The organism is Enterobacter sp. 61D5 (assembly GCF_034107965.1).
In the GTDB taxonomy this organism is placed as follows: Bacteria; Pseudomonadota; Gammaproteobacteria; order Enterobacterales; family Enterobacteriaceae; genus Enterobacter; species Enterobacter cloacae_M.
Window position 1 is genome coordinate 85,745 of record NZ_JAWNFK010000002.1, and the last position, 23,922, is coordinate 109,666.

Annotated in this window: 27 protein-coding genes and 1 pseudogene; 8 read left to right on the forward strand and 20 right to left on the reverse strand. The window is 54.9% G+C overall.

Features of this window, described 5'->3' with window-relative positions; all coding sequences use genetic code 11:
• Positions 1-58 precede the first annotated feature (58 nt).
• A complete protein-coding gene (gene dgcQ, locus UTM25_RS00570; protein ID WP_194399557.1) occupies positions 59-1,747 on the forward strand; it encodes a cellulose biosynthesis regulator diguanylate cyclase DgcQ in 1,689 nt (562 codons plus the stop codon).
• Here dgcQ and UTM25_RS00575 read toward each other — a convergent pair.
• Positions 1,744-2,544, reverse strand: coding sequence for a mannosyl-3-phosphoglycerate phosphatase-related protein (locus UTM25_RS00575; RefSeq protein WP_194399556.1), 801 nt, complete (start codon positions 2,542-2,544; stop codon positions 1,744-1,746). The genes dgcQ and UTM25_RS00575 overlap by 4 nt on opposite strands.
• Before the next feature lie 301 nt (positions 2,545-2,845).
• Positions 2,846-3,073: a YodD family peroxide/acid resistance protein gene (yodD, locus tag UTM25_RS00580; protein WP_008500310.1), complete on the reverse strand. Its 228-nt coding sequence runs from the start codon at positions 3,071-3,073 to the stop codon at positions 2,846-2,848.
• 129 nt (positions 3,074-3,202) lie between these two features.
• Here yodD and dsrB point away from each other — a divergent pair, with 129 nt between their 5' ends.
• Positions 3,203-3,391 carry a protein DsrB gene (dsrB, locus tag UTM25_RS00585; RefSeq protein WP_013097741.1) on the forward strand — a complete coding sequence of 63 codons (189 nt, stop codon included), beginning with the start codon at positions 3,203-3,205 and terminating at the stop codon, positions 3,389-3,391.
• Positions 3,392-3,492: 101 nt separating this feature from the next.
• On the opposite strand, the gene rcsA is transcribed toward dsrB, so the two are convergent.
• From rcsA to fliF, 14 genes and pseudogenes are all read right to left on the reverse strand, one after another.
• Positions 3,493-4,116: a transcriptional regulator RcsA gene (gene rcsA, locus UTM25_RS00590; protein ID WP_008500313.1), complete on the reverse strand. Its 624-nt coding sequence runs from the start codon at positions 4,114-4,116 to the stop codon at positions 3,493-3,495.
• A gap of 287 nt (positions 4,117-4,403) precedes the next feature.
• A pseudogene (fliR, locus tag UTM25_RS00595) lies at positions 4,404-5,196 on the reverse strand (flagellar biosynthetic protein FliR); the annotation flags it as partial.
• 7 nt (positions 5,197-5,203) lie between these two features.
• Positions 5,204-5,473 (reverse strand): flagellar biosynthesis protein FliQ, encoded by a 270-nt coding sequence (gene fliQ / locus UTM25_RS00600; RefSeq protein WP_008500315.1) that lies wholly within the window; start codon positions 5,471-5,473, stop codon positions 5,204-5,206.
• Positions 5,474-5,482: 9 nt separating this feature from the next.
• Positions 5,483-6,220, reverse strand: coding sequence for a flagellar type III secretion system pore protein FliP (gene fliP, locus UTM25_RS00605; protein WP_008500316.1), 738 nt, complete (start codon positions 6,218-6,220; stop codon positions 5,483-5,485).
• Positions 6,220-6,594 (reverse strand): flagellar biosynthetic protein FliO, encoded by a 375-nt coding sequence (fliO, locus tag UTM25_RS00610; protein WP_121424285.1) that lies wholly within the window; start codon positions 6,592-6,594, stop codon positions 6,220-6,222. Before fliO ends, fliP begins: the two co-directional genes overlap by 1 nt.
• Positions 6,595-6,596: 2 nt before the next feature.
• Positions 6,597-7,010 carry a flagellar motor switch protein FliN gene (fliN, locus tag UTM25_RS00615; RefSeq protein WP_023312308.1) on the reverse strand — a complete coding sequence of 138 codons (414 nt, stop codon included), beginning with the start codon at positions 7,008-7,010 and terminating at the stop codon, positions 6,597-6,599.
• On the reverse strand, positions 7,007-8,011 hold the full coding sequence (gene fliM, locus UTM25_RS00620; protein ID WP_023336184.1) for a flagellar motor switch protein FliM: 1,005 nt from the start codon (positions 8,009-8,011) through the stop codon (positions 7,007-7,009). Before fliM ends, fliN begins: the two co-directional genes overlap by 4 nt.
• A gap of 4 nt (positions 8,012-8,015) precedes the next feature.
• Positions 8,016-8,486 (reverse strand): flagellar basal body-associated protein FliL, encoded by a 471-nt coding sequence (gene fliL, locus UTM25_RS00625; RefSeq protein ID WP_023312306.1) that lies wholly within the window; start codon positions 8,484-8,486, stop codon positions 8,016-8,018.
• A 106-nt stretch (positions 8,487-8,592) separates the two neighbouring features.
• Positions 8,593-9,828 carry a flagellar hook length control protein FliK gene (gene fliK / locus UTM25_RS00630; protein WP_194399555.1) on the reverse strand — a complete coding sequence of 412 codons (1,236 nt, stop codon included), beginning with the start codon at positions 9,826-9,828 and terminating at the stop codon, positions 8,593-8,595.
• The gene (gene fliJ / locus UTM25_RS00635; RefSeq protein ID WP_023312304.1) at positions 9,825-10,268 is read right to left on the reverse strand and encodes a flagellar export protein FliJ; all 444 of its coding nucleotides are present in this window, start codon (positions 10,266-10,268) and stop codon (positions 9,825-9,827) included. Before fliJ ends, fliK begins: the two co-directional genes overlap by 4 nt.
• A gap of 21 nt (positions 10,269-10,289) precedes the next feature.
• Entirely contained in the window at positions 10,290-11,660 is a 1,371-nt protein-coding gene (fliI, locus tag UTM25_RS00640) for a flagellar protein export ATPase FliI (protein WP_023312303.1), read from the reverse strand.
• Positions 11,660-12,367 (reverse strand): flagellar assembly protein FliH, encoded by a 708-nt coding sequence (gene fliH / locus UTM25_RS00645; protein WP_023312302.1) that lies wholly within the window; start codon positions 12,365-12,367, stop codon positions 11,660-11,662. The genes fliI and fliH overlap by 1 nt, the downstream gene beginning before the upstream one ends.
• On the reverse strand, positions 12,360-13,358 hold the full coding sequence (fliG, locus tag UTM25_RS00650) for a flagellar motor switch protein FliG (protein WP_023312301.1): 999 nt from the start codon (positions 13,356-13,358) through the stop codon (positions 12,360-12,362). Before fliG ends, fliH begins: the two co-directional genes overlap by 8 nt.
• A complete protein-coding gene (gene fliF, locus UTM25_RS00655) occupies positions 13,351-15,030 on the reverse strand; it encodes a flagellar basal-body MS-ring/collar protein FliF (RefSeq protein ID WP_194399554.1) in 1,680 nt (559 codons plus the stop codon). Before fliF ends, fliG begins: the two co-directional genes overlap by 8 nt.
• A 228-nt stretch (positions 15,031-15,258) precedes the next feature.
• On the opposite strand from fliF, the gene fliE reads away from it, so the two are divergent.
• Both fliE and yedD read left to right on the forward strand, forming a co-directional pair.
• The gene (fliE, locus tag UTM25_RS00660; protein WP_008500329.1) at positions 15,259-15,573 is read left to right on the forward strand and encodes a flagellar hook-basal body complex protein FliE; all 315 of its coding nucleotides are present in this window, start codon (positions 15,259-15,261) and stop codon (positions 15,571-15,573) included.
• 74 nt (positions 15,574-15,647) lie between these two features.
• Positions 15,648-16,061: a lipoprotein YedD gene (gene yedD / locus UTM25_RS00665; RefSeq protein ID WP_109845215.1), complete on the forward strand. Its 414-nt coding sequence runs from the start codon at positions 15,648-15,650 to the stop codon at positions 16,059-16,061.
• A 102-nt stretch (positions 16,062-16,163) separates the two neighbouring features.
• Here yedD and amyA read toward each other — a convergent pair whose 3' ends face one another.
• From amyA to fliD, 4 genes are read right to left on the reverse strand one after another with little or no spacing between them, the layout of a single operon-like run.
• Positions 16,164-17,651: an alpha-amylase gene (gene amyA, locus UTM25_RS00670; RefSeq protein WP_194399630.1), complete on the reverse strand. Its 1,488-nt coding sequence runs from the start codon at positions 17,649-17,651 to the stop codon at positions 16,164-16,166.
• A 51-nt stretch (positions 17,652-17,702) separates the two neighbouring features.
• Positions 17,703-18,077: a flagella biosynthesis regulatory protein FliT gene (gene fliT / locus UTM25_RS00675; protein ID WP_023312297.1), complete on the reverse strand. Its 375-nt coding sequence runs from the start codon at positions 18,075-18,077 to the stop codon at positions 17,703-17,705.
• Between the two features lie 5 nt (positions 18,078-18,082).
• On the reverse strand, positions 18,083-18,487 hold the full coding sequence (gene fliS / locus UTM25_RS00680; RefSeq protein WP_023312296.1) for a flagellar export chaperone FliS: 405 nt from the start codon (positions 18,485-18,487) through the stop codon (positions 18,083-18,085).
• Between the two features lie 21 nt (positions 18,488-18,508).
• Positions 18,509-19,933 (reverse strand): flagellar filament capping protein FliD, encoded by a 1,425-nt coding sequence (gene fliD / locus UTM25_RS00685; protein ID WP_233469363.1) that lies wholly within the window; start codon positions 19,931-19,933, stop codon positions 18,509-18,511.
• 401 nt (positions 19,934-20,334) lie between these two features.
• Here fliD and UTM25_RS00690 point away from each other — a divergent pair, with 401 nt between their 5' ends.
• The 4 genes from UTM25_RS00690 (at position 20,335) to fliZ (ending at position 23,882) form a co-directional block, all read left to right on the forward strand.
• Positions 20,335-21,159 (forward strand): flagellin, encoded by an 825-nt coding sequence (locus UTM25_RS00690; protein ID WP_032658647.1) that lies wholly within the window; start codon positions 20,335-20,337, stop codon positions 21,157-21,159.
• A 62-nt stretch (positions 21,160-21,221) separates the two neighbouring features.
• Positions 21,222-22,427: a flagellin lysine-N-methylase gene (gene fliB, locus UTM25_RS00695; RefSeq protein WP_194399553.1), complete on the forward strand. Its 1,206-nt coding sequence runs from the start codon at positions 21,222-21,224 to the stop codon at positions 22,425-22,427.
• Between the two features lie 129 nt (positions 22,428-22,556).
• Positions 22,557-23,276, forward strand: a complete 720-nt coding sequence (locus tag UTM25_RS00700; RefSeq protein WP_014170714.1) for an RNA polymerase sigma factor FliA — start codon at positions 22,557-22,559, stop codon at positions 23,274-23,276.
• 54 nt (positions 23,277-23,330) lie between these two features.
• Complete coding sequence (gene fliZ / locus UTM25_RS00705) at positions 23,331-23,882, forward strand: flagella biosynthesis regulatory protein FliZ (RefSeq protein WP_008500339.1); 552 nt, start codon at positions 23,331-23,333, stop codon at positions 23,880-23,882.
• The last annotated feature ends 40 nt before the right edge of the window (positions 23,883-23,922 follow it).

The following is a 23,922-nucleotide window of genomic DNA, read 5'->3' on the forward strand; positions in this document are numbered from 1 at the left end:
CTTTGCCGGGCGTTTTTATCTCCAGTACCGGGTGTAAGGCAGCGATCAGGGAGTGTGTGTGCAGCGCGATACCTTTGTTGTAAGAGAATCCTTTTTGCAATGGCTGCATAAGCGTAGCAATCCGGGGTTGATTGTTAATCTCTGTTTTCTGGTCGTTCTGGTATTTTCGACTCTACTGACCTGGCGCGAGGTGGTGGTACTGGAAGAAGCGTACATCTCCAGCCAGCGTAACCATCTGGATACGGTGGCCAGTTCGCTGGACAGGCAGCTGCAGAACAGCGTGGACAGGATGCTGCTTTTTCGTCAGGGCATGCACGATGCAATCCAGACGCCGCTGGCATTTGATGTACTCCAGAACGCGGTATCACGCTTTAGCTCACTCCGCATGCTACCTACCTGGCAGCTTGCCGTTGATAAAAACCGCACCCTTCCCATTAACGGTGTCTCGGATGCATTCGTCGAGAAAACCACGTTTCTGAATCGTGACGCTGAACGCCTCAGCCACGAGATTTCTGCCACGCTCGAAGTGGGGTATCTGCTCAGGCTGGCGTCGTCGAGAGCACAAACGGAAGCGCGCGTGATCTACGTCTCCCGTGCAGGTTTTTTCATTTCCACGGATACGCCGGACCAGGCGGGCGACATTACCTCCCGCTATTACCATCTTGTCACGCAGTCCTGGTTTACCCAGCAGTCAGAGCGGAACAATCGCGCTCGCGCGGTGCGCTGGTTCATCTCCACCCCGTCATCCTGGACCAATGATGAACGAATGATCACCGCCAGCGTCCCCATCTATTTCGATCATTACTGGTATGGCGTTGTGGCGATGGATTTTACGTTGGGCACCATGCAGCGTCTGCTGGCCGATGCGACGGAAGACCGAACGGAAGGGGAGTATCAACTGTACGATACCCGGCTCAATATGATTGCCACCTCTGCCCATACGGAAAACGCGGTTAACCATTTTGACGAACGCGAAACGGCGCAGATTGCGCAGGCGATTGAGCACGCCACCGGCGGCGGGATCCGCCTCGGAAGCCGTTTTGTCAGCTGGGAGCGGCTCGATCACTTCGACGGCGTTGTCCTGCGGATCCACACCCTGCACGAAGGGGTACAGGACGACTTCGGCAGCATCAGCATTGTGCTGGCGCTGATGTGGGCGCTCTTTACCGCCATGCTGTTGATCTCATGGCTGGTGATCCGCCGCATGGTGAGTAACATGTACACGCTTCAGCACTCGCTCCAGTGGCAGGCCTGGCATGACCCGCTTACCCGGCTGAATAACCGCGGCGCGTTGTTCGACCGCGCAAAATTGCTGGCGGAAACCTGTCGCCAGCAGTCGCTGCCGTTCTCGGTGATTCAGATCGATCTCGACCATTTTAAAAACATCAACGACCGCTTCGGCCATCAGGCCGGGGATAAGGTGCTCTCCCACACGGCAGGACTGATTGCCAGCGCGTTACGCAAGAATGATGTGGCAGGGCGCGTAGGCGGGGAAGAGTTTTGCGTCGTCCTGCCGGGGATCGGTCTGGAGGAGGCGAGAAGCGTTGCGGACCGTATTCGCTGCCGCATCAACAGTAAGGAGATCCTGGTGAAGAAGAGCACGACCCTGCGCGTCAGCGCGTCGCTGGGGGTCAGCAGCGCGGATGAAGCGGGTAACTACGAGTTTGAACAGCTGCAGTCCGTGGCGGATGTCCGGCTGTATCAGGCCAAACAGAGCGGGCGTAACCGGGTCGTCTGGCGCGATTAAGAGAGAAAGTGATCCAGCCCCTCCTGCCAGCCCTCCGGGCCGGGCTGTCGGGTGTGATAAACCCGGGCGGGGTTATCGTCCCTTAGCGCGATGCCCTCACGGTTAATGCCCTTAATCACTACCGCGAAGTCAACGCTGTCGAGCAGCGGCGCATCATTGGGACCGTCGCCGAGCCCTAGCGTGGTGGGTTCAATCTCTTCCAGCTCGCGGTATTGCTCAATCAGCCAGTTTACCGCAACGTCTTTGCCGCAGCGGGCGTCCAGCACATGCCAGAAGCGCGCGCCCTGCAGGCATTTCAGTCCGACATTCGCCAGCTCCTCTTCAAACTGAACCATTTTCTCGTCGGTATCGCGCCAGATGAGCGTGACGGACGCTTCATGCTTGCGGGCAAGCGCCGAACGGTAGCGCGACAGTCCGGTCCACTCGCTGATAACGCGCTCATCCACGTCGTCAAAGGTAGTGAATTTATAGCCCGTCTGCAGGCGAATTTGCTCGATCCGCGGGCGAATATCCCGGTGCGTCATCCCCCTGATCTGGCGCTGAATTTTATCCCAGCGTACGTCAGGCTGAATCACCGCGCCGTTCTCGGCAATAAAAGGCAAGCCTTCAAGCCCCAGATCCAGCTGGAGATCCAGCATCTCTGCCGCGGTCTTGCTGCTGCAAAGAATGACCGGAATCTGATTATCCAGCAGCCTGTCTAGCCAGGGCATGGCGGGTTGCCACTCATAGGTGTGAATATCCAGCAGTGAACCATCCAGGTCAGAGAAAATCAGCAATGTATCCCGCAGTGAAAGCATAGCGACTCCTGGTAACAGATGCGTTTCGCCCTAAGAAAATTCCTAAAAAATGATTGAGGCGAAAACCGAAGATAAGAGGAGTGCCCCTGGCAAACCCGCATTCGGCGTGTGTTATTGCTCACAACAAAAAGCATTATGTTAAAAATATTATATTCATCGTAAGAATATATGCTTGTCAGCCAAATTCGTTGGGGATAGTGTGGCATGTACATCAGATTTCCTGGTGTAACGAATTTTCAAGTGCTTCTTGCATAAGCAAGTTTTGATCCCGGCCATCCCCATGACCGGGATTTTTTTCGCCCTATCGATTGGCTTCAGACACGCTAAAGTCGTGAATATCAAGCTCGAAGGCCTCCGCCAGCTCGCGATAGGTGTGATAATCCCTTCCGTTGACAATGACGCGGTCCGAATTGTCGTCCGACCGGCGGACTTCTGACTCACTAATCTCATTGATGGCGGCCAGCAGGGCATCGACATCCACCTCGACTTCGCGCTTGATGGTGTCGCTGTACTCTTTATCGGTCTTCATTACGGGGTTCCTCATTCAACCGTGTCCAACGGTAAGTATAGACTGTGCATAAAAACGCCATTCACACCGGGCGGCGATGTGCGTTTTTGCGTTTTGTTCTACACTGGCTCAAAACCAGAGGAGGAATGTATGAAGGTCAACGATCGGGTAACCGTTAAAACGGACGGTGGGCCGCGCCGCCCGGGTGTGGTGCTGGCAATTGAAGAGTTTAGCGAAGGCACAATGTACCTGGTATCGCTTGAAGACTACCCGCTCGGCATCTGGTTTTTTAACGAACTGGGGCATCCGGACGGTATTTTTGTCGAGAAGGCGGAGTAGCATGGCGTCGGGTAGCACAGCGCGTGCCCGACAACCTCTCCAGAAGCAAAAATCTCTGGCCAGGCCAGAGATCAAAGGTAGGGTGCACAGGTCTTAAGCGACTAACGCATGTTGACGAAAATCCCGTTCGTCACATTATCGGTCAGGCGTACCACGTGGTAGATCACTTGCTTATTATGCGTTTTAATTTTCCTTTTAATATTTCCTTTGTGTGACGAAACGGTTTTCGCTTTAATATTCATCTGGTCAGAGATCTGAATAGTTCCTTGTCCCGCCATCCACATTCGCAGCATACTTGATTCAGTCCTGCTTAATGATAGGGTGGGTAAGTTAACCGCTCCTACATTTTTAACTTCTTTATTCAAATAATCACCCAGAATGTCATCCAGCGACTCGGGTTTAATCGATTTAGAACTGATTAATAAATTTTTACGGACCAACAAATACTCATCGAAATGGATATTCGCGATCGCCATAAAAACAATAAACAGGGTTTTTGGATGCTGATTAATGATTTGCTTAATGTGCTGACTGTTGGCTGGATCGTGAATGAAACAGTCCTCATTAATAAACACCACGCCTGGTTTTAGTTCGTCACAAGCGGCTGCGAGTTCGTCAACGGTGTGTGCATCGTTGATGTCTCTCTTTCTTACCCCTCTGCTTGCCAGGTACCCGGTTAACCCTAGCCGGGTGTAGCTGCATAAATCCATAATGATCGTTGACATGGCATACCCTCACTCAATGCGTAACGATAATTCACCATCTGCCTGAGAGCTCAAAACAGCCATACGGGATGGAAAAAAATAATAAACCTGTGAGCATGACAAAGACTTTCAGGCGGACTCACTATCCCGTAAAGTTACGTATAATTTGCCAGGAATCTTCTTAAAGTAAAGTAAATATTAAGTATTGTGAGATGGTTAGAAACAATTAAACCGCGTCAGATATATCCTGGAAGATGTTTTACACGTTTTATTTTAGGAATATCCTCAGAAAGACAATAGCAACAGTGAGGGCTATTATTTACGTGGCAGCTCGCTGACAATATCCGCTAACAGGTTGAATATCTCGCCGAATAAATGTTCACAGAAGGGAGCGATAAGTGGCATCAGTAATGACATTAATAAAATCCCAACCGTCAGCGTCAACGGAAAACCAATGACAAACACTGAAAGCTGCGGTGCCATTCGGTTGAGTAAACCTAACGCCAGGTTGACGGTCAGCAGCAGGGTAATGATCGGCAGCGCCAGCATCAGCCCGTTGAGGAAAATCAGCCCCGCAGCGCGAGTAAGCGCGAGGAAAGCGTTGCTGTTCACCGGATTTTCGCCAATCGGCAGCGTATGGAACGTATCCACCAGCATGGAGATAAGCCAGAGATGGCCGTTGAACGACAGGAACAGCAGCATGGCGAGCAGATCGATAATTCGCGCCAGCACGGGCATGTTGAGATGACTACCGGGATCGACAAACGTGGCGAACGATAGCCCCATCTGCAGACCGATCAGTTCCCCTGCGGTACGCACCGCGGCAAAGGCCAGCTGCATGGTAAAGCCGACGGCGACGCCAATCATCACCTGCTGCAGGGCCACCCACACCGCATTCGCCGAGAAGATCGGAATATCCACGGGGGGGAGAGAGGGCGCGACGATAATGGAGATGATAATGCCCAGCCCCACCTTGACGCGCTTGGGTATCGATTTTTCACTGAGAATCGGGGCAGTGGATATTAGCGCCATGATGCGCAGCATCGGCCAGAAATAGACGCCGAGCCACTGAACCCACTGGTCGCTGGTGAAGTGCAGCATCGTCAGGTCAGCCGATGATGTACGGCAGATTGGTAAACAGGTTGCGCATATAGTCCAGCAACAGGTTCAGCATCCACGGCCCGGCCACGATAATCGCCACGAACACGGCGATGATTTTCGGGATGAACGACAGCGTCATTTCGTTAATCTGCGTGGCGGCCTGCAGGATACTGATAATCAGACCGGTAACCAACGCGACAAGCAGCAGCGGCGCGGCAACGGCAATCGCGATTTTCATCGCTTCCGTGCCCATCATCATGACCGATTCGGGTGTCATTGCCGTTCCTTAACTGTAGAAACTCTGCGCCAGCGAACTGACCAGCAGCTGCCAGCCGTCGACCAGTACAAAGAGCATGATCTTAAAGGGCAGGGCAATGGTCGCGGGCGGCACCATCATCATCCCGAGCGCCATCAGGACGCTGGCGATCACCAGGTCGATAATCAGGAACGGAATAAAGATGGTAAAGCCAATCTGGAACGCGGTTTTCAGCTCGCTGGTGACATAGGCAGGCAGAAGAATACGCATTGGCACCGCTTCCGGTCCCTGCAGCTCGCCGGTGTTGGACAGGCGGGCAAAGAGGGCCAGGTCGGCTTCTCGCGTCTGGCGCAGCATAAACTCTCGCAGCGGCTGAGCGCCTTTATCCAGCGCCTCCTGCATGGAGATTTTGTCTTCGCTGAACGGCTGATAGGCGTCGGTATAAATCTTGTCGATGACCGGCGACATAATGAAAAAGGTCAAAAACAGCGCCAGCCCCAGCAGAACCTGGTTTGGCGGGGCGGAAGGGGTTCCCAGCGCGTTTCGCAGCAGACCAAAGACGATGATGATGCGGGTGAAGCTGGTCATCATCAGCAGAATGGCCGGAATAAACGTCAGCGAGGTGATGAACACCAGCGTCTGCACCGGAAGCGACCAGCTTTGTCCGCCGCCCGCGAGAGGGGTGGAGACCAGACCGGGCAGCTGTGCATAAACCGCGGGAGCAAACAGGCCAACGCCCGCAAGCGTCAGGGATAACAAACGGCGCATCAGGATCTCCCAGAACGCTTAAGCAAACTCTTCATGACGGACTGAAAATCCGCAGGGGCGTCTGCGCGCTCGTCCACCACAGCAGGGGCGGGCGGCAGCTTGTGTAATACGCTGATGTTTGAGGCCGTGACGCCCAGGACCAGGCGCGCATCGTCCACCTCGACGATGACCACGCGCTCGCGTGGACCCAGCGTGGTGCTGGCGCTGACCTTCAGGCCGCGGGCACCGGCGGTTTTACCCGCCAGGCCAAAGCGCTTCGCCAGCCAGGCGGCGATAAGAATAAAGGCAATAATACCGAACAATGCCCCGCTCACCTGGAGCAGAGGCGAGCCGGGAACGGCAGAAGGCTGTGATATTGTTGCCTGGGTTTTCATGCTTAACGGCTCAGACGACGCATACGTTCAGACGGGGTAATGATGTCGGTGATGCGTACACCGTATTTATCGGCAACCACCACCACTTCACCCTGGGCAATCAGATAACCGTTGATCAGAATATCCAGCGGCTCGCCGGCCAGACCGTCAAGGGCCACCACGGAACCCTGCGTCAGGCGCAGCAGCTCTTTAATGGTCATGCGGGTGCGTCCCAGCTCAACGGTCAGCTTAACCGGGATATCCATAATCAGGTCGATGTCCTGCAGCGTGCCGCTGACGTCACCGCCTCCGAGCTGCTGGAATACGGCATCCGCTGCACTTTTGGCCGGGGGTGCTTTTTGCTCGTTTAACGCGTCAGCCCACAGATCGTCCAGTGCTCCGCTGTTCTCATCGGACGGATTGTTCATGTCACTCATTTGGGCTGTTCCTCATTCAGCGAATTCAAAATCGGGTTGATCAAGTGCTCAACGCGTAACGCATACTGACCGTTAATCGTGCCGTACTGGCTTGTCAGCACGGGGACACCATCCACATGGGCAATAATGCGGTCGGGTTTTTCTATCGGCAAAACATCGCCGGGTTGTAATTTCAGGATCTGAGATAACCGCAGCGGGATATCGGCGAAGCTCGCCACCAGCTCAAGCTGCGAATGCTGGACCTGGCGGACCAGGTTTTCACGCCAGTTCTGGTCTTCGTTGCGGGAGTTCTCCAGCGGCGGGTTCACCAGCAGCTCGCGCAGCGGTTCGATCATGCTGAACGGCAGGCAGATGTTGAACTCGCCGGTCAGGTTACCGATCTCCACGTGGAACGGCGTGTTAACGACGATATCGTTCGGGGAGGTGGTGATATTGGTAAATTTCACCTGCATCTCAGAACGGACGTACTCCACTTCCAGCGGGTTAATCGCTTTCCACGCGTCGCTGTAAGATTCCAGCGCCAGCTTCAGCATGCGGTTAATGACGCGCTGTTCGGTGTGGGTGAATTCACGACCTTCAACTTTGGTCGGGAAACGCCCGTCGCCGCCGAACAGGTTATCCACCGCGATGAACACCAGGCTTGGCGAAAACACCACCAGGCCGGTGCCGCGCAGCGGCTTCAGATGAATCAGGTTAAGGTTGGTCGGCACCGGCAGGTTGCGGGCAAACTCATGATACGGCTGAATGCGGATCGCACCGACCGTAATATCCGGGCTACGACGCAGCAGGTTAAACAGCCCCATACGGAACTGACGTGCAAAACGTTCGTTAATGATCTCCAGCGCCTGCAGACGTTCACGTACCACGCGACGCTGGGTATTCGGGTCATAGGGACGAATATCGCTATCGCCGCCAATACCCGGTTTAGGATCATCATTGTTATCGCTGTCGCCGTTGAGCAGCGCATCGATTTCTGCCTGAGAAAGAATACTGTCGCCCATGTCGTTACCGCAGAATAAATGCTGTATACAGAACGTCAGTGACTTCCTGCTTAGGTTGGCCGTTTACCAGCGGGGTCGCCAGCGTTTGTTTAATGGCGTCGACTAGCTTTTGCTTACCCACATCGGTAGCCAGCGCCGAAGCGTCCTGACGAGAGAACAGCAGCAGAAGGCGGCTACGCACTTCAGGAAGGTAATCGTTCAGACGTGAACGGGTGGCTTCATCTTTCAGGCGCAGCGTAATGCCAACGTAAAGCACGCGATCCGCATCACCCAGGTTGACGGTGAAGGTATCCAGCGGGAAGAACACTGGAGCCGGCGGAGGAGGTGCTTCAGCTTTGGCTGCAGCGGTGGTCGGTTCCTGCTGCATACGCCAGTAACTATAGCCCGCGGTAGCGCAGGCGGCGAGCGTGATCAACACCAGCAGCGGGATCCAGATGGAACGCTTACTTTTTTTGGTGATAGCGGAGTCAGTCATCTGATACGAGCTTCCTGTTTCGGTACAGCTTAATAAGGTGATTATCCCGTGTCCTGCTGTCGTCAAAGCGTGGAAAAGACGGGGATAATCACGCTACCTCTGGCGTTTAGGCGAAGATGTCTACGGCACTGTTACCGCGCGCTGCGGACTGCAGGGCGGCAGGGGTCGGCAGTAACTCATCGCTCTCTTCATTAAAACCGCCGGTGTTGCCGGAACGCGAAGCCTGGTGCTGCTGCTGGGATGAGGACTGCTGCTGCCCGGCGAAGCTCTCGCTGCTGACGCTGCTCTGCGCAAGCTGAATGCCGTTTTCCGCCAGTGAGGTCCGCAGTACCGGCAGCGCGGCTTCCAGTGCTGCACGAACATGGCTGTGCGCAGAAACCATCTGCAGCTGCGCCTGGTTATCATCCAGCTTAAGCGAAATTTGCACCTGACCCAGATCTTCCGGGTGCAGGCGGAGCTCTGCCGTCTGCTGGCCCTGCTTAGTGAACAGGGTGATGTGCTGGCTCAGGGACTGCTGCCATTCGTGAGTCCCCAGAGGCTGGCTTAACACCGGCGCGGGGGCGACGGTGGCGGCCGTCTGACTGGTCGCATGGCTGGACATAATCGGTGCCAGAGTGGCCGTTGGTGATGATGAAGAGGACGAACTGGCGAGCTCCTGCTTCTCTGTCGCCGCGGCCACGGCCGGTGTAGCAGGCGCGTTGCCCTGCATGGCCGGCTCGTTATTTTTCACCTGGCTCTGATAAGGCGTAGAACTCTGCGCTTTATCATGGCTACCCGGAGGCGCGTTCAGGGACGGTTGGCCCGCGCCGTTTTGCGAAAGCGTCGCGGAATTCAGCGTTGAGGTGGCGGAAACGCTCTCGTTTCCTGCCACGCGAGAGGCGGTAGTTTGCTGCTGGTGCGGCAGCATCGCCATCAGCGCGCTTAATCCGGCCAGCTCTTCTTCGCTCAGCTCGTTCTTACCGTCATCTTTGCCGTTTGCCGCATTGAGCGTCTTCAGCGCGTCGCCCTTAGACAGCGGCACCAGCCCGGAAACCAGCGTATCAAGCGACGTGACGGGCGACGTTTCATCGCCGTTCAGCGCGGTCTGGCGCGAGAGCAGGTCGGCAATTTTTGCCTGCAGGGTGGTATCCCCTTTGGCGTCCTGAGCCACTTTCGAAAGTTTACTGCCGGCGGCTTTCAGGTCAGCCAGGGTCAGCGGCGCATCTTTGCCCTTGCCCGTTGCGTCCGAGAGGGCGCCCGCCAGCAGAGAGAGAAAGTCCTGTGCACCGTCGGTGCCTTTCCCCGTTTGCGTGCCGCCTGACAGGTCGCTGTCGCTCATCAGCAGTTGTTGCAGTGTGATCATTCCGGTTTCCTCATTGATGCGCGCTGGGCAAACTCATCCATTTTCTTCTGATCCAGACGGTTTTCCGCCAGGGTCGTTGCCGCGATCTGTCGGTCCTGTAAAGTCTGCCAGGCCTGCAGCCGCTGCTTCTTCTCGCGCCAGAAATTGAGCGCGGTATCGACTTTCTGGGTCCACTGGTTAAGCTGCTGGCGATGCTGATCTATCGCCTTCTCCAGCGTCTGGATAAACTGCTGATAGTTAATCCAGCGCTGGCTGCCAATACCCTGTGTCATATCGGTATTGAGGTTGGTGCGATATTCATGCTGATAGTCGATCAACATCTTCAACTGTTCTTCAGCCTGCTGGCACCCGCGTCGCATTGCGCCCAGCTGCAATGCGGCATCATCAACTTCTTTTTCAGCCAGATCTTTCAGCGTTGATAACGCGCTGTTTTGCGCCATGACCTTCGCCCTCCACCTGTGTTACACCTGCGGGAAAATCAGCTCCAGTGCCTGAATTGAATCTTCCCAGTCGGCGCGTTCAAAAATGCCTTGTTGCAAAAATGCCTCCAGCTGCGGCCACAGGCTAATCGCCTTGTCGAGCATCGGGTCGCTGCCTTTGGCATACGCCCCCACGCTGACCAGATCGCGGTTGCGCTGGAAGCTGGAAAGCAGTTGTTTGAAGTTACGCACGCGGGCGTAGTGCTTCTCGGTTATCAGCGCCGTCATTGCGCGGCTGATAGAGGCTTCAATATCGATGGCCGGGTAGTGCCCGGCTTCGGCCAGACGACGCGACAGCACAATATGACCGTCAAGGATCGCGCGCGCGGAGTCGGCAATCGGATCCTGCTGGTCATCGCCTTCCGTCAGTACCGTATAGAACGCGGTGATGGAGCCGCCGCCGCTGATGCCGTTCCCCGCACGTTCCACCAGCGCAGGGAGTTTGGCGAAGACCGAAGGCGGGTAGCCTTTGGTCGCCGGTGGCTCACCGATGGCCAGCGCGATTTCACGCTGCGCCATCGCGTAACGGGTCAGGGAATCCATGATCAGCAGCACGTGCTTGCCGCGGTCACGAAAATCTTCGGCGATACGGGTGGCATACGCGGCACCCTGCATGCGCAGCAGCGGCGACACGTCTGCTGGTGCGGCGATAACCACCGAGCGGGCGCGGCCTTCCGCACCCAGAATGTTTTCAATAAAGTCTTTTACTTCACGACCACGTTCGCCGATCAGCCCCACGACGATCACGTCGGCCTGGGTGTAGCGCGCCATCATGCCGAGCAGGACGGATTTACCTACGCCTGAGCCGGCGAACAGACCCATACGCTGTCCACGTCCCACGGTCAGCAGGGCGTTAATCGGGCGCACGCCTGTGTCCAGCACATGCTCGATAGGGGTACGCTGCAGGGGGTTAAACGGCTGGGTGATCAGCGCGCCGGTTTCGGTGGTGTCCGGGGAAGGCAGTCCGTCGAGCGGTTTCCCGCTGCCGTCCAGCACGCGGCCCAGCAGGGCAGGGCCAAGCGGCAGCTGTTTCCCGCTTTGCAGCCCGTCGCCAGAAATATTTTTGGCATACACGCGCGCGCCGGGCAGAATGCCTTCCACCTCTTCAAGCGGCATCAGGAACAGGCGCTGGCCGTTAAATCCGACCACTTCGCTTTCAACTTCACGCGTTTCCAGACCATCCTGACGCTCAATAACGCAGGTCGCGCCCAGCGGAAGCTGCAGGCCGGTGGCTTCGAGAACCAGACCGGTGGCGCGCGTCAGTCGCCCATAACGACGAACGGATGGCAGTAGCGCCATCTTCGTCTCAAAGTTGTCGAGCGTGGTGAGCCAGCGGGTGAGGCGCGCGGTCATCAGACGACTCCCGGTGCCGCCAGGCGGCATAGTTCCTGCCAGCGGGTGGCGACGCTGGCATCCAGATCGCCTTCATCGGCAGAGACTTTGCAGCCGCCGTGATGTAGCGACGGGTCGCCGCGCAGACGCCAGCCGTGCAGGTTAAGCGTCGCGCCCAGGCTCTCTTCAACGCGCTGCAGGTCGTCCGGATGGACGCGCAGCTGAGGTTTCCCGCTGAACAGCGGCTCCTGCTGAAGCAGCCCCTGAATTTGTTTGATAAGCGCGGTGTTATCCACCACGGGCGTCTGGCCGATGACCTGACGTGCGGCTTCCAGCGCCATCTGCATCAGTCGTGAGGCAATCACGCTGTCCAGCGCGTCAAGCGTGTGCTGAAACTCGCTGACCAGCTGCTGCATGCGGGCATGGATCGGCGCCTGCTGCTGGCGCGCCTGATCGATACCGTGCTCTAACCCTTTCGCCAGACCTTCCTGATACCCCTGCTCGTGGCCTTTCTGGCGGCCTTCGTTCAGACCGGCGTTATAGCCCTGCTCGTGCGCCTGCATTTGCAGCTGCGCCAGCATCTGGGCCTGCTGCTCCTCTTCGGTCAGCTCGGGCTGCTCGACGTCCGGGTCAAGCTCTTCGGTTGCGATGACGGCCGGCGTGAACTCGGAGAGGGGAGGCGCCAGATCGTCCGGCGTCCAGCGCTTCCAGGGCAGCTCATTAGACATAGGTGTCGTCTCCGCTGCCAATCACCATCTCGCCGGTTTCCGCCAGACGACGAACAATAAGCAGAATGGCTTTCTGTTCGTTTTCCACCTGAGACAGACGAACCGGGCCGCGGTTGGCAAGGTCGTCGCGCAGGATATCGGCCGCACGCTGAGACATGTTGCGCAGGAACTTCTCGCGCAGCGGCTGCTCGGCGCCTTTGAGGGCGATAAGCAGCGACTCGGAGTCCACTTCCTGGAGCAGGCGCTGGATGCTGCGGTCGTCCACTTCGACAAGGTTTTCGAACAGGAACATCTCGTCGATGATTTTCTGTGCCAGCTCGCCGTCGAATTCGCGAACCGCCGTAATGACGGCCTCTTCCTGCTGCGTTTTCATCAGGTTGATGATTTCCGCCGCCGTTCTCACGCCGCCCATTTTGCTGCGCTTGAGGTTCTGACCGTCGAGCAGGTTGTTCAGCACTTCGGTCAGCTCCGCCAGCGCGGCCGGCTGGACGCCGCCGAAGGTCGCGATACGCAGCATCACATCGTGACGCAGGCGCTCTTCGAACAGCGCCAGAATATCTGCCGCCTGACCACGTTTGAGGTGGACAAGGATGGTGGCGATAATCTGCGGGTGCTCGTCGCGAATAAGGTCGGCGGCACTCTGCGGCTCCATAAAGTTGAGCGTTTCGATACCGCTGGCGGTATCGCGGGTTTCCAGAATGTCTTCCAGCAGGCTGGATGCACGCTCTTCGCCCAGCGCCTTGACCAGCACGGAGCGCAGGTAGTCGTTGGCGTTGATGTTCAGCGCGGCAAACTGTTCGGCTTCCTGTTCAAACTCGGCCAGCACTTCGGTCAGCTGCTTGTTGGAGATCTGACGCACGTTGGCCATGGCCGCACTGAGAATTTGCACTTCTCGCTGGGAGAGGTGTTTAAACACCTCTGCCGCACGATCTTCGCCAATGGTCATCAGCAGGATGACGCTTTTATCGGTGCCTGTAAGCGTATTACTCATGTTCGTTACCCATCCACTGACGGATGACCAGCGCCACGACGCGCGGATCGTTATCTGACATTTCGCGAATGCGCTGGCTCATCACCTCAGCGCCCATGCGCTGGTTAGCACGACGCTGCTGCAACTGTTCATCTTTGCTGAGGCGCACTTCAACCGCTTCTTCCGTTTCCTGACGCGCATTCATCTGCTCGCGAGCCGCTTTTTCGGCTTCAGCACGGCGCTGGAGCTGCGGACGAACGCCCTTACGCCACAGCAGCCACGCGACAATCAGCACCAGCAGCCAGCGTCCTGCGGACATCAGCTGGTCGATAAACGCCTGCTGTTGCCAGAACGGCAGTTCACCGCCGGTCTCATCAACCGAGTTGAACGGTGAGTTCACCACGTTGAGGGTATCGCCGCGCTTCTCGGAGTAACCCATCGCTTCACGGGTCAGGTTTTCAATCTGCTTCATCTGCTCGGCGGTCAACGGCAGCGGTTTGCCGTCCGCCAGCGTTTTGTAGTTCACCACTACCGCAACGGAAAGACGCTGAATATCGCCCACGTTCAGTTTAGTGTGGCGAATCGTCCGATCCACTTCGTAGTTCGTGGTTTCGTTACGGCTGCTGGTACGCGGACCGGCGTTACTGGTCGTTGAGGTGGTCTGCTGATTATTTTGCTGACCGTTCTGCTGATTGGCCGGCGGCGTAGAGATCGGTGCCGCGTTAGCCGGGGCAGGCTGGTTAGACAGCGCGCCCGGCACGCCGCCTGGGTAGGCACCGCCGACCTGCTCGTTCGAATTGATCTGACGTGAACGCATCACCGCCTGAGCCGCATCGCCGTTCGGGCTGTACTGCTCTTCAGTTTGTTCTTTGTTGGCGAAGTCGATCTGCGCGGTTACCTGCGCGTGCACGTTGCTGTTACCCACGACCGGGCCGAGGATGGCTTCAATACGGCGCTGGAGACGGCTTTCGACATCGGCGGCATACTTCAGCTGCGCGTCATTCAGATCGCGACCGGCGGTATTGGACTGCGTCAGCAGGTGACCGCTTTGGTCAACCAGCGTCACGTTACCCGGCGGCAGACCGGCGACGGCGCTGGAAACAAGGTGCGTCACCGCGCTGATTTGTCCTTCGTCCAGCGCGCGGCCGGGTTCAAGGTTCACGGTAACGGAAGCTGAAGGTGATTTCTGTTCGCGGACAAATAAAGAAGGTTTAGGCATCGCCAGGTGCACGCGGGCACTCTTCACCGGGCCTAACGTTTCAATGGTGCGGGCCAGTTCACCTTCCAGCGCACGCTGGTAGTTCACCTGCTCGCTGAACTGGCTGATACCGAATTTTTCCTGATCCAGCAGCTCAAAGCCAACGGCGCCGCCCTTCGGCAGCCCCTGCTGAGCCAGACGCAGACGCAGTTCGTGCACCTTATCTGCCGGTACCTCCAGTGCAACGCCATTATCGGCAAAGCGGTAAGGGATGTTCATCTGGGTCAGCTGGGTGACGATGGCGCCGCCATCCTGATCGGAAAGGTTGCTGTAGAGCGTCCGGTAATCAGGGCTTTTCGCCCACAGGACCATCGCTACAAGGATCGCAATTGCGGCAGCGCCTGCCACGATCAACGGGATTTTAGGATTCGCGCGAAGGCGGTTCATCCACTCGAGTGATTTATTCTGCGGCGCTGTCGATGCTGTTGCACTCATTGCGCACCTCTTAAATCCTGGTGGTTTACGTTATTCGTGTAGAGAAACAAAACTGACTCCCGGGTCGGCAAACACGACAAAAGTTCCATATTGATGGCCCTGCCATTATTTGATGATTCGTGATTTTCTATGCGTCAAATAACCTGGTTTTTTCATGCTATTTACCGCCATTATCTTATTGACAAGCTGTTAGTCTTGACCGCGTAAAAAACCATCCAGGGGAGAGTCATGGCTATACAGGGCATTGAAGGGGTAATCAGTCAGTTGCAGGCAACGGCGATGACGGCCCGTAATCAGAATGTGGCAGATCAGCAGCCGAGCATCAGCTTCGCGGGGCAACTGCATGCCGCTCTTGACCGTATCAGTGATACCCAGACCGCCGCGCGCACTCAGGCAGAAAAGTTCACCCTCGGTGAGCCGGGCGTGGCGCTGAATGATGTGATGACCGATTTGCAAAAAGCCTCTGTTTCCCTGCAGATGGGGATCCAGGTGCGTAACAAGCTGGTGTCGGCGTATCAGGAAGTGATGGGGATGCAGGTTTAAGACCTGTCGATCTTCGCTGGCAGCCGCAGCGCTTTAATGCCACAATATTTTTTTCTTCGAATGCAGGAAAGATGATGAAAAAAATAGCAATTGCTGGCGCGCTGCTGGCACTGACCGGGTGCGTTCAGGTCGATAACTATAACGACGTGATCAAGCACCCTGTCCCGGCGCATCTGGCGGGATACTGGCAGTCGAAAGGGCCGCAAAGCAACATGGTCAGCCCGAATGCGATTGCCACGCTGGTGGTGACGGAAGAGGGCGATACGCTGGACTGCCGTCAGTGGCAGCGCGTGATTGCCGTGCCGGGTAAAATCATGCTGCGTTCAGACAGTTATTACAACGTGACGCGTAAGCTGGATATCTATCCGCTGGAGCGTGATGGCTCAACGCTGGAGTACGACGGGCTGGAGCTGCAGAAAGTCGATCGCCCAACGGTTGAGTGTGCCGATTACCTGAGTAAAAATCCGCTCGAGAGTAAGCTGCCCTAAGGGTAAACGCAAAACGGCAACTTCGTTGCCGTTTTTGGTGTTTGCGCCCTCTCCCCGTGGGAGAGGGCCGGGGTGAGGGCATCAGGCCGCACTTTGCCAGTACTACAGCGCATCCTCTATTACCCAAACGCTGACGCTTCCTCCATTACAGGTAAACGTCCCTTCGCCATCCGCCGCGGTGGTGATGGTTTCTTCGCGATTGCCGAGAAAATCCCGCCACGTTTTGTTGCCGTAGTTTTCCCCCAGGCAAATCACTTTTTCACCGTCGTCCCCGTTTGACATCACCACCACGCAGCCGGGATCGTCATCGGTACCGCTGCGGCTGAAGGCAATGCAGTTTGGATGGTCGAAAAACAGCGTTTGCACGCCGTGGGCAAAACGCTGGCGCGCGAGGATCAGCTCGTGAAGCTGCTCAATCACCGGCATATCAATATGGTACGTTTCACCGTCTCCTCCCGCGTCGTCATAGCTGGCGCCGAAGAGATCCGGATAAAAGACGCTCGGCACGCCATTTTCCCGCAGCAGGATCAGCGCGTAGGCCAGCGGTTTAAACCAGGCTTCGACCGGTGCTTCAAGCGCCTGCAAAGGCTGGGTGTCATGGTTCGCGACGAGGGTGACCGCATGAAACGGATCGGCTTCTACCAGGGTGCCGGTGAAGATTTGGCTCATGTCGTAATCCCGGCCCTGACGTGACGCCTCGTGGAATTTCATCTGCAGAGGGGCATCAAACAGCATGGTTTTGCCTTCGACCTGGTCAATATAGGCCTGAAGTTTATCCACCTCATGGGACCAGTATTCCGCCACGATAAACAGCGGCTGGTCGGCGACTTCCTGGACGTGCTCAATCCACTCTTTGTAAAACCAGGCGGGAATATGCTTGACGGCGTCCAGACGAAAACCGTCGCAGCTCGTCTGTTCCATGACCCAGCGGGCCCAGTATTTGATCTCCTCGGTCACGGCGTGATTGCGAAAGTCGATATTTTCGCCCATCAGGTAATCGAAGTTGCCCATCTCATCATCAACCTGATCGTTCCAGCCTTCGCCGGTGTAGTCGTTGACGATTTTAAAGATGCCGTCTTCATCGGGGTTTTCAATGTGGTCGACGCCGCTGAAGCATTTGTAGTCCCATATAAACTGTGAGTACTGCCCGGCCCGGGCAGGGAAGGTGTAGCGAGTCCAGGCTTCGCATTCAATGACCTCGTCATCGATTTGCGTGCGGTCCTGTTCGTTCACGCGCTGAACGCGCACGGGCTCTTTTTCATCGGCGCCCATTTTGTGGTTAACCACCACGTCCAGCAGCACGGCAATGTCGTTGCTTTTGAGGGCATCAATGGCCTCCAGCAGCTGCGCCTTGTCGCCGTATTTCGTGGCGATACTGCCTTTCTGGTCAAACTCGCCAAGATCGAACAGGTCATAGGTGTCGTAGCCGACAGAATACCCGCCGGATGCCCCTTTACAGGCGGGCGGCAGCCAGATCATGTTGATGCCGATTTCGTTAAGATTGGGAGCTAACGCCGTGACCTCTCGCCACAATTCACCGCCAGCAGGGTAGTACCAGTGAAAACATTGTAACAGGGTGGGGTTTTTCATCATCCTTGCTCCAGAAGCCATTGGCAGACTTCTGGAGTATGGATGAAGAAATCATAGTTGTGTGTCGCGGGTAAAACTTTCTGGATAAAGAATATTCCCTGACAGCTTTCCATAGGTAGACGTGATGGATTGCTGTTTACCGGTTTGATCAATCAGATTGCGCAGTTCGTCCATGCGGACTTTCAGCAGTGCCTTTAGCGCATTCTCATTTTCAAGGATCATTTCCAGCAGCGCACGCGCTTGCTCAACCTGAGCCGGAGGGCATGACATGATGGGCGTTTGAGAAATCTTTTCCACCAGTTGAACGTAATGCATTTCCTGCTCGATAAGCGCATCCCATTGACCAGAATGTGCGAGATTTAGCATAGCAATGCTCTGAGCATGTAGCGCCTGCCAGTGGCTAAGCGCTGCGCTGGGATTATTCATCAAAATTATCCTGAAATAGAGGACGCATTGGGGCCGATTTGCTTCCACGCATCCGCAATGTTGTTTAATAAACCCTCGACTTCAACAATTGCGTCTACGTCGTTACTGACATTCGCCAGCAACAAACGTCGAACCATATATTCGTACAAGGAGGCAAGATTACCGGACAATTCGCTCTCAACCTCCATGTTCAGTCCTGCTTTCAAACCGTTGTCGATGATGTTGATGGCTTTGGATAAGGCTTCGCCTTTCTCGCGAATTTGTCCGGCTTCCATGAACAAACGCGCGCGAACAAGGGCGCTATGCGCCCCGTCGAACAACATGACAATCAGCTGGTGTGGACTGGCATTCATGACTGCGCTTTCTACTCCTATCTGCTGATAGGATTGAACACCAGAGGTCTTATACATATCCACTCCTGAAGGCTACGACTACTTTTGTGAGAACTGTTGGGTCAGGTAGTTGGCTGTACTGGTCATTTTGGTGACTAATACGTCCAGACTGGTGAACTGGGTTTTGTAACGCGCCATGGTGGCTTCAATTTGAGCATCCATGGCATCGTAACGTTCGCCCAGCGTTTTCAGCGTTTTGTTGATCCCGTCTTTCGCATTCTGGATCACCCCGGCGCTGCCGGTACTGGTGCTGAGCATAGTGGTCAGCGTATTGTTCATCTGGGTCGCCATACCGGTTTTCTTTCCGTCACCGACAAAATACTGCTGTACGGCGTTCGGGTTGTCGGTCAGCGCTTTTTTCAGCTTATCGGTGTCGACTTTCAGGTTACCGACGGTACCGTCCGCGCCTTTCACCGGGTCCTGGGTGATCCCCAACTGGGCCATGATCTGAACCGAGCCGGCTTGTGCTTCGGTCAACAGGCCGCGCAGCTGGGACTGAACTCCGCGCACGTTCGCATCACCGACCAGCGCACCGTTGCTGGTAGACTGGCTGCCGGCGCCTGCATCAACCGGAACATACTTCGTCAGGCTGTTAATGGTGGACTGCAGCGAGTTATACGCCGTGACCCAGTCCGTGATCGCCTTCTGGTTCGCATCCGTTGCGCGTGAAACCTCAAGAGTTTCATCGGCTTTGCTCTCGGCCTTCACCGAGAAGGTCACCCCAGGCAGGGCATCGGTAATGGTATTCGACTGGCGCTCGATGGAGATGTTGTTCACCACCACAATCGCGTTCTGCGCGTCGGTATTCACCGTCAGCGCGCCCGTTTTGGTGCTTGAGTCGTAGCCAATGGCGCTTTGCAGCTTGGCATCGCCGGTAACGCTTACCGTCATCGCACCATCCGTACCGGTGGTTTTGGATGACAGCATCAGGCGGTAATCACCGTCTTTCGCCTTAATGACGCTGGCGGTGACGTTGCCGTTCGCTTTATTAATGGCGCTCGCGATGCCGGCCAGCGACGTATCGCTATCCGCCAGGGTGACCTCTAAAGGCGTTTTCGTGCCCGGCTGGGTGATGGTGATTTTACGCGTTGTACCTGTCGTATCGCCCAGCAGATCCGTGTTGTTTGCATAAGAGCCGGTAGTGAGTGCCTGCGCCTTTGCAACCTGGTTAACGTTGACAACAAAGGAACCCACGGACGCGTCAGCCGTTGTCGTGGCGGTAAAGGCCGTGTTGGTGCTGCTAACGGACGTTGAGTTCCAGGTGGTTGCTTTACCCAGTGCAGCGGTGGCAGTCTGCAGCGATGTCATGGCGCTCTGCAGTTTGCCGTAAGCGCTTAACTGTGCGTTATACGTTGATTGCTGGGAAGTAATCGTCGTCAGCTTGGTTTTCTCTGCCGCTTCCAACTGATTATATAAATCCCCGAGTCCTGCAGAACCTATCCCGAGGTTACTGATAGTAGCCATGCATATTTTCCTTAAAATACGAAAGTAGTTCAGGACTCTTATCGGCCTCTTAAAGTAAAAGTTTACGATGGTGAGAAAAAAATAATCCAAAGAATAGACGCGTCCTGGCGGGGTAAATGAAGGGATTGCACTTTAGTGTCATTATCAGCGCATTGAAAACATGAAAAAGTGTGTGCCTTTTTTGTCATCTCTTTGAGCGTTAAAAAAGCGTAAATAATAACCCCCTGACGGACCTTAATTGATTTTTTAAAAATAAAATCATTAATAATCAGTTGCTTGTAATTTTTTGAAAATTGATTCTAAAGTCTTTTGGGGACCCGTCGATAACCTTGATGACGGTGAGAGACGCTGTGAGTGTTAGGCACCGGACCTAAAACCCAATTTTTGAAGGAAACAAAATTATGGCAGTTATCAATACTAACCTGATGTCCCTGACTACTCAGAACAACCTGAACAAATCTCAGTCTTCTCTGGGCACTGCTATCGAGCGTCTGTCTTCAGGTCTGCGTATTAACAGCGCGAAAGACGATGCTGCTGGCCAGGCAATTGCAAACCGCATGACCGCTCAGATCAAGGGTATGAACCAGGCTGCACGTAACGCCAACGACGGTATCTCCATGGCGCAGACTGCTGAAGGCTCCCTGAACGAAATCAACAACAACCTGCAGCGCGTACGTGAACTGGCTGTACAGGCGAGTACTGGTACTAACAGTACCTCTGACCTGTCATCTCTGCAGGATGAAGTTAAAGCTCGTCTGGCTGAGATCAACCGTGTTGCAAGCAAAACTGACTTCAACGGCATCAAACTGCTGGACGGCTCTGCGGGTGCTGCAGGTGTGGTTAAAATTCAGGTTGGCGTAAACGACGGCGACACTATCAACCTGGACCTGAGCGGCGCTAAAGCTGACACCGCTACTCTGGGTGTTGCAGCGGTAGACCTGACAGCTCAGACTGGTACCGAGTTGAAAACAATTGACGATGCAATTGCAATCGTTGATAAAGCACGTTCAGGCCTGGGTGCTGTGCAGAACCGTTTCACTTCTGCAATCAACAACCTGAACAACACCTCCAACAACCTGTCTGCTGCTCAGTCCCGTATCCAGGACGCTGACTACGCAACTGAAGTTTCCAACATGTCCCGCGCGCAGATCCTGCAGCAGGCTGGTACTTCTGTTCTGTCTCAGGCAAACCAGGTTCCACAGACCGTTCTGTCTCTGCTGCGTTAATATTACGCGTGAAACCCCGCTTCGGCGGGGTTTTTTTATCTCTGCTATTTGAGAATGCGCCTGTGAAACAAATCAGTGTCACTCAACCAAAGCTGGTCGCAGATTTTTCATGTGTCGGTGGGGAATGCCGTGAACATTGTTGTCAGGGCTGGACCATCGCATTTGATAAATCCTCCGTTAACCGCTACCTGAACAGTAAAAATGCCGCCATTCGTCAGACGGCGAAAACGGCGATAAAAGTCACCAAAAAGCAGTATGGCAACTGGGGCGAAGTGATTTTCCATACGGAAAGTAAAAACTGCCCGTTTATGGATACGGAAAAACTCTGTTCTATTCATAGCGCCATGGGCGCCCAGGCCTTAAGCCCAACCTGTTCGTCGTTCCCGCGGACAAACCGGGTCTATAAAAATGAAATCGAAAAATCGCTGAACCTCTCGTGTCCGGAAGTGACCCGACTTCTGTTGAACGATCGAGAGTCTATGTCGATGATGGAATCCATTAGCGTCCAGCAGGACGTCAATAATGCGCCGATGATTGATTTGAAGGCAAAGGTCATCAATCTCTTCTGCCAGAATATTTTCAGCGTTGAGGGCGTCAGCGTTGAAGAACAGGTTTACGCCGTGGTGAAATTCCTCATGGTGGCTGAAAAGCTCGATAATCTCGAAGAGAATATCGGCACGCTCGAAACGGTCTATTTCTCGCTGGTTAACGAGCTGGTGAGCGGTAAAATCAAAACGGAATTAGGCGGATTTAATCAGAACTACAGCCTGAAATTCGCGTTAATTTCGCTCATCCAGAGCTACTTCACGAAGAAAGCGACAGCCCGCGGCGGTGCGGTATTAAACCGTTATTTTACCCAGCTTTATCAACAATTTGAGTCTGCGGGTGACACCGTGCCGGCAGAGAAGGTCATGGAGAACATCGAGTCCGTCTGGCGCGATGTGGCGGGAAGTTACCTGGCGACCAATGACCATTTATTTAAGAACTTTTTTAAATACAAACTCTGGGAGCAGGGCTTCCCGCAGAGCAATGGCCGCAGCATGTTGAATAATCTTTATTTAATCGTCGCGGAGTTCTATTTCCTTAAAACGTTACTTGCCGGTCAGGCGATCGTGGCGGGGAAAATTGAACAAGATAATATTATTGATGTTATTTACAGCTTCCACTCCCTTAGCCAGCATAATCAGGAAGCGGGAAAGCTCTTTCATCAACATATAGATAGCGTCAAACTGGGCGACGATCTTTCATTGTTACAACTGTTAATTTAGCCAGAAAAGTTGCCCCTGTTGTGGGCAACCTCAGAATAACCTCACTTTATCCCCCTTTTTCATCCAATTGAACGCCCTGCAGAATCGGATAATCATGCCGATAACTCAACTAACGCAGGGCTGTTTATCGTGAATTCACTCTATACCGCTGAAGGTGTAATGGATAAACACTCGCTGTGGCAGCGTTATGTCCCGCTGGTGCGTCACGAAGCATTGCGCCTCCAGGTGCGCTTGCCGGCGAGCGTGGAACTCGACGATCTGCTACAGGCGGGCGGTATCGGGTTATTGAATGCAGTTGACCGATACGACGCTCTGCAAGGAACGGCATTTACGACTTACGCAGTTCAGCGTATTCGTGGTGCGATGCTGGACGAGCTGCGCAGCCGCGACTGGGTGCCGCGCAGTGTTCGCCGCAACGCGCGCGAAGTGGCGCATGCGATGGGGCAGCTGGAACAGGAACTGGGACGTAACGCAACGGAAACCGAAGTGGCGGAACGTCTTGGCATTGCTGTTGAAGAGTATCGTCAGATGTTGCTCGATACCAATAATAGCCAACTCTTCTCTTATGACGAGTGGCGCGAAGAGCATGGCGATAGCATCGAGCTGGTGACGGACGAGCACCAGCAGGAAAACCCGTTACACCATTTAATGGAAGGGAATTTACGCCAGCGCGTCATGGAGGCTATTGAAGCTCTGCCTGAACGCGAACAGCTGGTATTGACCCTTTATTACCAGGAAGAGCTTAACCTCAAAGAGATTGGCGCTGTTCTGGAGGTGGGAGAGTCGCGGGTGAGCCAGCTGCACAGCCAGGCCATTAAACGCTTACGAACCAAGCTGGGTAAGTTATAGGTGATTGATTCACCTTAAAAATGCCGCACAACGTATTGACAACCAGGAGTTATCATGACGGTGCAGCAATCTAAAAGACGGCCTTTAAGCCGCTACCTGAAAGACTTTAAACACAGCCAGACGCATTGCGCCCACTGTAACAAGTTACTCGATCGTATCACGCTGGTTCGCCGGGGCGAAATCGTCAATAAGATTGCGATTTCGCGTCTCGACACGTTGATGGACGAAGCAGCATGGCTCGAAGAGCAAAAAGAGTGGGTGGCGCTTTGCCGTTTCTGTGGGGATCTCCACTGCAAAGAGCAAAGCGACTTCTTCGATATTATCGGCTTCAAGCAGTTCCTGTTTGAACAAACGGAGATGAGCCACGGCACCGTTCGCGAATATGTCGTTCGCCTGCGCCGCCTTGGACAACATCTGACCGTAAACAATATTTCTCGCGATCTGCTGAAAACCGGTTATCTGGATGAAAATCTGGAGCCGTGGCTACCTGCGACCAGCACCAACAACTACCGAATTGCGCTGCGCAAGTATGCTCAATACAAGGTACAAATGCCGGGTGCCATAAAGCAGAAAGCCCACGCCGGAACAACTTCTGATATATATTAAAAAAGAATAAGATGTAGCGCAGTCGCCTTTGACGTTGCAG